Origin of the sequence: Eubacterium uniforme (assembly GCF_900167115.1) — a bacterium.
GTDB lineage: Bacteria > Bacillota > Clostridia > Lachnospirales > Lachnospiraceae > Eubacterium_S > Eubacterium_S uniforme.
In genome coordinates this window covers 1-11,315 of sequence record NZ_FUXZ01000004.1, presented here as the reverse complement: position 1 = coordinate 11,315, position 11,315 = coordinate 1, and the positions used below count along the sequence as shown (strand labels likewise).

The window sequence follows — 11,315 nt, the reverse complement described above, 5'->3', positions numbered from 1 at the left end:
AGAGTAGAAATACTTTAATATTATTAAAATATTAAGGAGTCATTTTAAAAGTATGGGTTATGATTTATTAGAAAGTGCAATCTTTCACGATGGAACTAGCGAATTCAGAGATCCGATGGTACCAAAGGCTGGAGAAAGTGTTAAAATTACGCTTAGAACCGCTAAAGATGTGGTTAGGAGTACGGTACTTATTGCTAACGGTAAAGAGATACCGATGAAGAAGCTTACAAAGGTTTCTGAGAGAAATAAAACTAATCGTTTTGATTACTTTGAAGAAAAGTTTATTGCCATAGACGGCATTAATGATTATTATTTTAAACTTGAATGTGATGAGTTTACGGCCTTCTATGATGTTTTAGGTTTATCAACTGGCCATGATTCAAATTATAATTTTAAGGTTACTTCTGGATATGATACACCGGATTGGGCAAAGGGTGTAGTTATGTACCAGATATTTGTTGATAGATTTTATAATGGCGATCCATCTAACGATGTTGTAGATGATGAATATGCATACGTAGGGGGACATGTTAGTCATGCAAATTGGGAAGATGGCATTGCAGATGTTGACATTAGAAGATTTTATGGTGGAGACCTTCAGGGGGTTATTGATAAACTCGATTACTTACAAAAGTTAGGAATTGAAGCTCTATATTTAAATCCTATTTTTGTTTCACCATCAAATCATAAGTATGATATACAGGATTACGATCATATTGATCCTCATTTTGGCGTTATTGTTAATGATGTTGATGATGTGTTAAGTGAATATGATAATGATAATACTCACGCTAAAAAGTACATTAAGCGTGTTACGGATAAAGAAAACTTAGAGGCATCTAATAAACTCTTTGCCAGACTCGTTGAAGAGGCGCATAGCAGAAATATTAGAGTTATTATTGATGGTGTATTTAATCACTGTGGTTCATTTAATAAGTGGATTGATCGTGAGATGATATACAAGGATGCGGAAGGTTTTGAACCAGGTGCATATGTAAGTAAGGACAGTCCTTATAGAAATTTCTTTAAGTTTGCTGATAATACAGATTATTGTAGGAATTACGAAGGATGGTGGGGATATGATACCTTACCAAAACTTAACTTTGAAGATTCTAAGGAACTATATGATTACATTTTAAGAATTGGTAGCAAGTGGGTAAGTGCTCCATATAATGTTGATGGATGGAGACTTGACGTTGCTGCGGATCTTGGTCATTCTAAAGAGATGAATCATCAGTTCTGGACTGATTTTAGAAAGTCAGTAAAATCAGCAAATAAAAATGCAATTATTTTAGCAGAACATTATGGTGATCCTTCTGACTGGTTACAAGGTGGACAGTGGGATAGCATAATGAATTATGATGCATTTATGGAACCTGTTAGCTGGTTTTTGACAGGTGTTGACAAACATAGTGATAATGTTGACATGTTCCTTAAAGGTAATGGAAAGAGTTTCGCTGAAGCTATGAAGCATAACATGGCAAAGATGCAGACTCAGTCATTACTTGTTTCCATGAATCAGTTATCAAATCATGACCATTCAAGATTTTTAACACGAACAAATGGAAGATGTGGTAGAATTGTAAGTGATGGCATGAAGGGGGCAGAAGAAGGCGTTAACATAGCGCTTATGAAGGCTGCAATTATTATGCAGATGACTTGGCCTGGTGCTCCAACATTTTATTATGGAGATGAAGCAGGATTATGTGGATGGACTGATCCTGATAATAGAAGACCTTATCCATGGGGGAAGGAGAATGCAGAACTTATAGATTTTTGTAGATATGCTATTTATTTTCATTCTCATAATAAGGCTCTTAAGACAGGTGCATTTAAGATGCTTATTGCAATGAATAATGTTGTAAGCTTTGGTAGATTTGAAGAGGATAGTAAGATTATTACACTTGTAAGTACTGCACATTCAGATATGGAAGTTGATATTCCAGTATGGCAGTTAGACATATCTGATGACGATACAATGGAAAGATTATTGTATTCTTATGAAGATAAATATAATGTTGGAAAAGTTGATTATAATGTTGAGGGTGGAAGTTTACATGTTAAAATTACACCTGAAAGCGCAATGATGTTTAGAGTTAAGAAGAATAGGGTATAAGTGATGACAGAACAGGTGATAGAAGAAGATTTTTTATCAAAAGTTGGCGGGTTTATTAGAAAATATTATAAGGATATATTGGAAAAAGTTTGGCAGCTGATAGGATTCTTTGGCGTGCCATATGCACTTTTTTATTTAACCAATTCATATCTTTACGAATATAAAGAAGTTAAAGAATTTCTAAATTGGCAGAAATGTTTGATTAACTATTTGTTTTTTGCATTATTTCTATGGACGTTGTTTTTAGTTATTGGTAGATTTAGAGTTGCAGCCATAATAGAAACAGTATTCTTTATGGCGTTTGGATTAGCTGATTATTATGTTTTTAATTTTAGGGGTAATCCAATTTTGCCTTGGGATATTAATTCCATTAAGGTGGCATCATCGGTAGCTGATAATTATAGCTATAAACTAGAAAGTTATGTTTGGAATATTCTTATTGGATTTGTTGCATTAATAATTTTAGAGTTTTTCTGTGAGATAAAACTTAAAAAAGGCTTATATGCATACAGTATCAGAGTAATAGGTGTGGTTGCGTGTATATTTAGCATATATGGCTTGGTTATATATCTAAATGATGAAGACCATATGTATGATATTGAAATGTATCCATTTGTATTCCAGCAGGATGTCATGACAAAGAGAAATGGTCTTATGCTTACTTTTATGTACGATTTTAATTTTGTAAAAGTTAAGAAACCAAGTGGATATAGTGATGATAAGGCTAAAAAGTATTTAGCTGAATATGAGGATAAAGCAGTTAAGGAAACTAAGAAGCCAGATGTGATTGTAATTATGGATGAAGCATTTGCTGATATGTCTGTAATTGGAAACATAGAAACAAATACTGATTACATGCCTTTCATTAGAAAGCTAATGTATGGATATGATAATACTGTTAGTGGATATTTAAATATGTCGATTGTGGGTGGCAATACTCCTAATAGTGAGTATGAATTCCTGACAGGGGATACATTAAAGTTTTTACCAATGGGTAGTGTTCCATATCAGCAGTATATGTTTGGTGAAAGAGATAGTTTAGTTTCACAATTAAAGGATTTAGGATATCATACTACAGCTATGCATCCTTACTATCAAAAGGGATGGAATAGATATAATGTATATGATTATTTTGGATTTGATGATAAATATTTTAAAGATACATCTGTTTTAGGTGGAAAGACTATTAGAAGCTATTATAGTGATGAATCGATAGTTGACTGGATAATAGATAAAACAGAAAGAGCTTCAGATGATCCACAGTTTATATTCTCGGTTACAATGCAGAATCATTCTGGATTTACAGAGAATTTTGATAATTTACCACATACTGTTTCAGTTAAGGGACTAGAAAAAAATGATGCAGTATCAAATTACTTCTCTCTTGTGAAACTTACAGATAAAGCTGTGGAAAAACTAATTAATCATTACAAGGAAGCAGACAGGGATACAGTTATTGTTTTCTTTGGTGATCATCAGCCTAACACGACGATTGGAAATCCTATATTGAGAATGCATGGTATGGATCCCGAGAATTTATCAAAAGAAGATAATGCATTAAGATATAAGGTTCCATATTTTATATGGGCAAATTATGACATTGAGGAAGAGGTTGGTAAGGAAATTTCAGCTAACTATTTATCAGGTCTTATGACAGAAAAGGTTGGCTTATCACAAACACCTTACCAATTATTCTTAAAGGACTTAAGAGAAGAATACCCTGTTATTTCGGCGGTTAGAACTTGTGATAGTAAATATCTTCCGGTTGAAAATGAAGATGACGAGGAGGATATTAATAAATATAATATAATCCAGTATTATAAAATGTTTAGACAAAAATAAGGAGGATAAATAATAATGAGATTATTTAAAAAGACACTTAGTATCGTTACAGTACTAAGTCTTGCATTCTCAACACCTGTATTTGCTGAAGATGGTGGCGAGATAAGTGATGGGGATACAAGAATTGACATCGCAAAGTTTAGTGTGCGACATAGTTGTAATAATGACACATTATTCACAGTTGATGAAAAGACTAAGTTAATTACATCAGTAGATGCAAGTTTAATGGAAGAAACAGTAATGGTTATACCTAGTAAGGTAAAGGCTAGTGATGGTAGTGACATTGATATTGTAGGTATTGGTGATTCTGCATTCAAAAACATGGATAAGCTTGAAAAGATTTATTTACCAGATGATTTTGAAACATTTGGTAAGGAATGTTTCATGAATGATAAGAATTTAAAAGAAATGATGCCATATAAGGCAGAACAGGAATTTACTTATGCTGAGTATAAATTAGCTACTGATCCAGAGGCTCAACTTGGAGATGACGATGCTCTTAACAATCAGAAAATGATTGGATTTAATTATAAAGAAGAGTCAGAGAATTCAGGCGATTTAGATAATCCAGGAAATCCAGAAAATACAGAGAATATGTTATATCCAGATCTTCAAGGATTTTATCTTCCAACAGCTTTAGTTAATGTTGATGCTACAGCATTTATTGGTTGTGAGAAGATTACTAGATTTGATTATAATTTAACTAGTGACGAAGAAGAAACAAGGCTTACAATCGCAGGCATTAAGATAACTCCAGCAACTGAATTTTCAGAAGAAACTAGAGAAGTAACTAATGAATTATTATTAACAAAAGATGGTAAAAAATTAATATGTATGGCTCCAGGATTTTCTGGTGATAAGTATTCATTCGCTGATCATGGAGCAGAAACAATCGAAGAGATTGGTAACTATGCATGTTATAACAATAAAACAAATAATGGATTTATTATTCCTAAGTCGGTTAAGAAAATTGGTGATTATGCATTCTACGGTTGTACAAATCAGAATTCATATGCATTTGAAGATGGTAGTGTACTTGAATCAATTGGTGCATATGCATACGCTAATACAGTTAATTTAAATATTTCATTCCCAGAAACATTTAAGACAATGGGTGTACATGCTTTTGATTCAGCTAATAATGCAGTTATTGATATTTCAAAGAGCCAGGTAGAAGTTATTCCTGAATATGCATTTGCTAATCAGCCTACACTTCATGAACTTACAACACCTAAGACTCTTAAGACAATTGCTCCATATGCATTTGCTAATAGTACTAACTTAGATACAATTCACTTCCTTGGTGAAACACTTGAATCAATTGGTAAGGGCGCGTTTGAAGGATGTAGAACACTTCATGTTATTGATATTCCTGAAGGTGTTAAGGCAATTGAAGAAGATACATTTAATGGATGTAGCAACCTTGGTATTGTTATTTTACCAGAGTCACTTGAAGAAATCGGAGCAAATGCTTTCAAGGATTGTGTAACTATTCATGAGATGGTTATTCCAGCAGGCGTTAAGTATGTTGATAAGACAAGTTTCTCAGGTGCTAGAATAGATAAGATTGATACATCAAAGAATGAAGCACTTTCAAAGTTATTCGGTAGATATTTTGAAACTGAAGAACAGAAGGCAGCTAAACTTATGAATAAGGTACTTACAATTAATGGTTATAAGTACAAGGTAACTAAGACAGATAAGACTGGTGGAGAAGTACAGCTTATTGGTGCTGCTGATAAGAAGAAAGTTAAGAAACTAAAGAAGCTTGTTGTTAAGAATACTGTTGCTTATACATTTGAAGGTAAGAATTATACATACAAGGTAACATCAATTGGTGCAAAAGCATTCAAGGGTTATAAGAAACTTGCTAAGGTTACTATTGGAACAAATGTTACAACTATTGGAAAGGCTGCTTTTTATAATTGTAAGAAGCTTAAGAATGTAGTAATTAAGTCAAAGAACATTACTAAGATTGGTAAAAAAGCATTTAGAAGAAATGGTGCTAAGAAACTTACAGTTAAGGTTCCTAAGAAACTTAAGAAGAAATATAATAAGTTATTAAAGAAGGCTAAAACTAATAAGTACAAAGTTAAATAGTTTGTAAAATAGACAAGTTTATAAAAATTATACAAGTCGATCTTCAGATTATGGGTTTTTCATGTCTGAAGATCGATTTTTTTTACAGGAAATGGCGTTATGTAAATTATAAATTATTGACTTAAACGTTTGATTTTTCTGAAAAATGAATAGATTTAGTGCTTTTTGTAAGTATTTTACTAATTTATGCCAAAAAATATGTTGATTTTTGTGAATATTATGTTAATTGTTTCGTTGAAATGGAAAACTTAAAATGGTAGAATAGTAACATTAGCGTGGGAAAATAGCGCTTTTTAAGAAATTATGTATTATGTTGTTAGACGAAAAAGGAGTAAGAAATGAAGAAGACAATTCAGAGGAGAATCAGTAGAATTGCCGCGTCAGCAGTAGCAGTGGCAGTGGCGGTTACTGGTATCGCAAACAGTAAGTTTGGCAATCCAAGTGTTTCTTATGCAGCAAGCATCATGGATTATGATGCAGTTAGTTCTGTTAACTATGCAGACATACTTGGAAGAGGAATTGATTACGGGGTTGTAAGTGATCAGTTTGTACAATCAATGCATATGGAGACAACATTTGCTACAAATTTATTTACTAACGCGGGAGGAGAACAGAACTGTGATGTTGACCTCGCCGGTGATGCACCAGCTCACTTTATTATTGCAGAAGTTGAGGATGGTAGTCAGGTAAGATTTGGTAGAACATATGAAGGGGCAGATAGCGTGCTCTTTAATATTGAAACTACTGAGAGTATCAAGAACAATAACATCGCATATGATAATGTATGCAAGGCAGATCCACAGTATAAGATTGATACTTATGATAATTTAAAGGGCAAGGTAGATTCAATCATTGGACATATGCAGGATGAGTCCAAGAGATTTTTATCAAAGCCAGCAGTTAATATTGATGACATTGCAGATTATAAGAATGGCAAAGCTGTAATTGATTTGACAGATAGTTCTTATGACAATGCTGTTGTTTATATTAATATTCCAGAAGATAGTGCTATCGGTAACAATCTTAAAGGTGCCGAAGTTTTAAATATAGTTAAAAATTCTAATACGGTTATAGTGTTTAATGTTTTAACACCTAACAAGGTGACTTTACCACAGTACACAATGACTATTGCAGATTATGATAAGGCTGGATATGATTTTGAAGTAGACGGTGAACTTAAAGATGGTAAGTTAACATTTAATTCAACTACAACACATTCAGGTGAAGATAGTATTCATAATAGAATCGTTGATAAAGAAATGTGTCAGAAGGTTATATGGAATATTCCTAATTCAAAGGAAGTTGCATTTGATACAACAGCTGGTACATTCTTACTTCCAAATCCAGAAACTTACGCTTATACAGTAGGTTCAAGTGCAGGTTGGGTTGCATCAGCTGGTAAGACAGAGGTAAGAGGCGGTGAGTGGCATTACATTTATCATGGTCGTTCAGAAGATGGATTTGATAAGAACAAATCATCATTCCATTTTGCTTCATACAAAACATTCACAAATAAATTCAATGGTAAAAATACAGAGCAAATAGATAATATTTATGCAGGTGAAGGTGAATTTACGTTTAGCTTTACTGAAACAGAAAGTGATTATAAGACTACAGTTAAGAACTATGAAAATGTTTCAACTGATAAAAATGGTAGAATTATATTCCCATCATTATCATTTGCTGCAAAAGAAATTGATCCTAGAAATCCTGAGATGCATTACTATGTAATCAAAGAAGTAAGCATGAAGGATAAAGATTCTAAGATTACATTATCAAAAGGTGAAATTGATATCGCTCTTAAGGTTGTAAACAATAATGGCGTTTTATCATATTATGTTTCATCAGTAAAATATTTGACAAATAAGCATGACTCAAATGATATCGCAGCTGTTAACGAAGATGTTAATATGTCAGGTATCGAATTTGGTTTAGGTGGATTTTTCAATTTATATGATTTAAAGACATCAGAAATTGACATTACAAAGAAAATATCAACTGATGATTTAAACAGTTTTAACAACAAATACAAAAATGAAAAATATAAAGTAGCTATTAAAAAAGGTGATTTATACGTACAGAATAACGAAGGTGGACTCGCATTATCAGAGCACTACTTTGAAGTTATGAGCGGGGAAACTGTACATGTAAGTGGATTAGTTCCAGGTGATTATAAAGTAATTGAAGCAGGTGAGAATCTTGTAGATTACAAACTTGATAATATTGAATACAAGATTAATGGCCAGAGCAAGGATTCATTTACAGTAAATAGTGATGGAAGCAAGGTTAATGCTGAAGTCGTTAATACATATAAGAAGTTAGATACAGATAATAAAGCATTATTAGAAGTATATAAAGAAACAAAGGGACTTCCAACATCATACAGTAATAAGGAATTTGAAGTTGCTGTTGTAGCTAATGTTGCAAATGGTCCTGTTAAGTATGTACAAAATGCAAATGGTGATTTAGGTGATCAGCCAGTTTACTTTAAGATTAAGGCTTTAGAAACAATATCATTTGCTGTACCTAAGACAGCTAAGAATTATCAGAACAATGATGCTAAGTGCACATATCAGGTGATTGAAAAGAAGGCAGAAATTGATGGTTATAAGTGGTCAACTACATATTCTAATCGTGGTGAAGAAGTTATCACTGATGCAGTAGATGTAAAGGACATTGATAACGCAACAAAAGTTAGTCTTTTAAATACATATTCAAGAGAAACAGGTAACTTAACAATTAACAAATCATTTAAAGTTAATGGAAGTGATATGACTAATGATAAAGCATTTGCTAATGCAAAATTTATTATTAGTGGACCTGAGGACTTTGAAAAAGTTGAAGTAAGTTATGCTGATTTCAAGGGTGGTTCATACACACTTAATAATATTCCATTAGGACAGTACACAGTTACAGAAACTAACATGAAGAATTCTGCTCCAGATGGATATGGCTATGTTACTACAAGATACAATACTGGTAATAGTTGTACTCTTAATAATAACAATAAGAATGGCGAAATTGGTATTACTAATGAATATAGAAAATTAAGCAGTTTAGCAATTAGAAAGACTGTTGTAACAGAGAGTGGAAGCAAGGTAACAAAGAATAGATTTAAACTTGCTGTAAAGAATAACTCAGGAAAATATTATGATCCAAAATCAGGTGAGTTCACAAGTGCTGAAATCGTATATTTCACAGTAAATGTTGATGAGGATTATGTTATTAAAAACATTCCAGAAGGAAGTTATACAATTACTGAAGATTTAACTGACGCAGCAGTAGATGGTTATAAACTTACAACAAATGGTATCGGAACAGGTGTTTATGTAAGTGGCAATGCAACTGCAAATGTCACAAATACATATTCAAGAGATGATAGTGCTAAGACATATACATTAAATCTCAAGAAAAAAGCTATTGATGCACCATACAGTGATACAGTTTATGAAATTGCTGTTAAGAAGGGTAATCAGTACTTAGTAGCAAATGGCGACTTAGTAAGTGAACCATATTTCTTCAAGTTAACAAATGATGAAGAAATTAAACTCACACTTCGTGATGCAGGTCCATATACTATCGTTGAAAAAACTGAAAACGTTTCAGAAAATGATAACTTTACTCTTGAAACATTATATGAAGTTGATGGTAAAGTAGTTGCAAATGGAGCATTTAGTTTTAGTAATTCAAAGACAAAGGTTGATGCAGTAGTTAGAAATAACTATGAACATATCGGTGGACCAGAAACAGGTGAATTTGAAATCGTTAAGGTAAATAGCAAGGACAATGGTATTAACCTTGAAGGTGCTACTTACGGATTATATCTTCCTGTTTCAGAGTCAGATGAAGATTTAACTTATCCAAAGGTAATTGTTGATGGTGAGTCATGTTACCAGGTAGATATTAAGACAACTAACTATGATGGTGTTGTTAAGTTTGAAAATGTATTTGCTGATAAGAATTACATTGTAAAAGAATTAGAAACAGTTGGTGGATATTATTTATCAGAAGATGCAATAAAAGTTAGTGTTGCTGTAAAGAATGGTAAAAGCACAGTTTCAATTGAGAATAATGGAAATGGAATAGCTAAACTTTCTAACGGACAAGTTTTATGGCTTGAAAATGAAATTATAATTGAAATTAGCAAGATAAATAGAGGTGGAGATTTATTAGCAGGTGCTATTCTTCACATCGAAGATGAAGATGAAAATATTATAGTTGATTCAATTAAAACAAATGATAATGGCGTTATTACAATTAGCGGTAAGGATTATAGTAGTCTTGTAGCTGGTAGAAAGTATTACTTAGTTGAAGATAAGGCTCCTAATGGATACGTTATTGCTGACCCGGTTGAATTCGAAATTGGTGTAACACCAAAAGTATCAACTTCTGGTAAGATTAATCCTGTTAAGGTTAACATGATTGATGATGAGGTAGTTAAGACTGCTAAATTAGAACTTAACAAGACAATCGATGGTGAAAACATTACAGAAGATGATCTTAAGAATCTTAAGTTCACAGTACAGGACGATGGTGGAAAGTATTTATATAAAGATTCAGAAGGCAATGTTAAGATTTCCAAGACAAAAGTAGAAATATCACTTGGAGAATTTGATAAGGATATGTATGGTATGTATTCATACGTATTTGAAGATGTTGAATTCGGTGAATACACTATAACAGAAACACAGGCCAATATCGAAGGTTACGATATTAAATATGTTAAGATGAATGGCCAGGAAGTTAAAGAAGGAACAGATAAGTCATATTCAACAAATATAGTTCTCACAAGGGCAGGCAAGACATTATGGATTGAGGATGCTTACAAAGTTCAGACAGGTGACTTAGAACTTACAAAGACAATTGACGGAAAGAATGTAACAGAAGATGATTTAGAGAACCTTAAGTTCACAGTCCAGAACGAAGCTGGTGAATACTTATCAAAGGATAAAGATGGAAAAGTAGTAACATCAAAAGAAAAAGTAGAAATCGCATTAGGTGAATTCGATAAGAACAATGATGGAACATATAGCCTTAAGTTCGAAGATATCGAAGTAGGTAAGTATACAGTAAAAGAAACACAGGCAAACATTGAAGGTTATGACATCGAGTATGTTGAAATGGATGGCAAGAAGGTTAATGCTTCAGAAGACAAGTCATTTACATCAACAACAGTTGTAACAAAAGATGGTAAGGTAATTGAAATCGTAGATGCTTATAAAGCACAGACTGGTGATTTAGAGCTTACAAAGACAAT

Annotated in this window: 4 protein-coding genes; all 4 read left to right on the top strand. The window is 32.6% G+C overall.

Annotated elements, in window-relative coordinates:
- Nucleotides 1-52: 52 nt before the first annotated feature.
- Entirely contained in the window at nucleotides 53-2,116 is a 2,064-nt protein-coding gene (locus tag B5D16_RS03005; protein WP_078765495.1) for a glycoside hydrolase family 13 protein, read from the top strand.
- A gap of 3 nt (nucleotides 2,117-2,119) precedes the next feature.
- Entirely contained in the window at nucleotides 2,120-3,958 is a 1,839-nt protein-coding gene (locus B5D16_RS03000) for an LTA synthase family protein (protein WP_078765494.1), read from the top strand.
- Nucleotides 3,959-3,973: 15 nt separating this feature from the next.
- Nucleotides 3,974-6,058 carry a leucine-rich repeat domain-containing protein gene (locus B5D16_RS02995; RefSeq protein WP_078765493.1) on the top strand — a complete coding sequence of 695 codons (2,085 nt, stop codon included), beginning with the start codon at nucleotides 3,974-3,976 and terminating at the stop codon, nucleotides 6,056-6,058.
- A 338-nt stretch (nucleotides 6,059-6,396) separates the two neighbouring features.
- Nucleotides 6,397-11,315, top strand: a 4,919-nt coding sequence (locus tag B5D16_RS02990; protein ID WP_143405024.1) for an MSCRAMM family protein, incomplete at its 3' end; no start/stop codon positions are given.

Bases quoted from the DNA above. Each gene is read 5' to 3' on its own strand.
- B5D16_RS03005 (WP_078765495.1), top strand. From the start codon at position 53: ATGGGTTATGATTTATTAGAAAGTGCAATCTTTCACGATGGAACTAGC.
- B5D16_RS02995 (WP_078765493.1), top strand. From the start codon at position 3,974: ATGAGATTATTTAAAAAGACACTTAGTATCGTTACAGTACTAAGTCTT.
- B5D16_RS03000 (WP_078765494.1), top strand. From the start codon at position 2,120: ATGACAGAACAGGTGATAGAAGAAGATTTTTTATCAAAAGTTGGCGGG.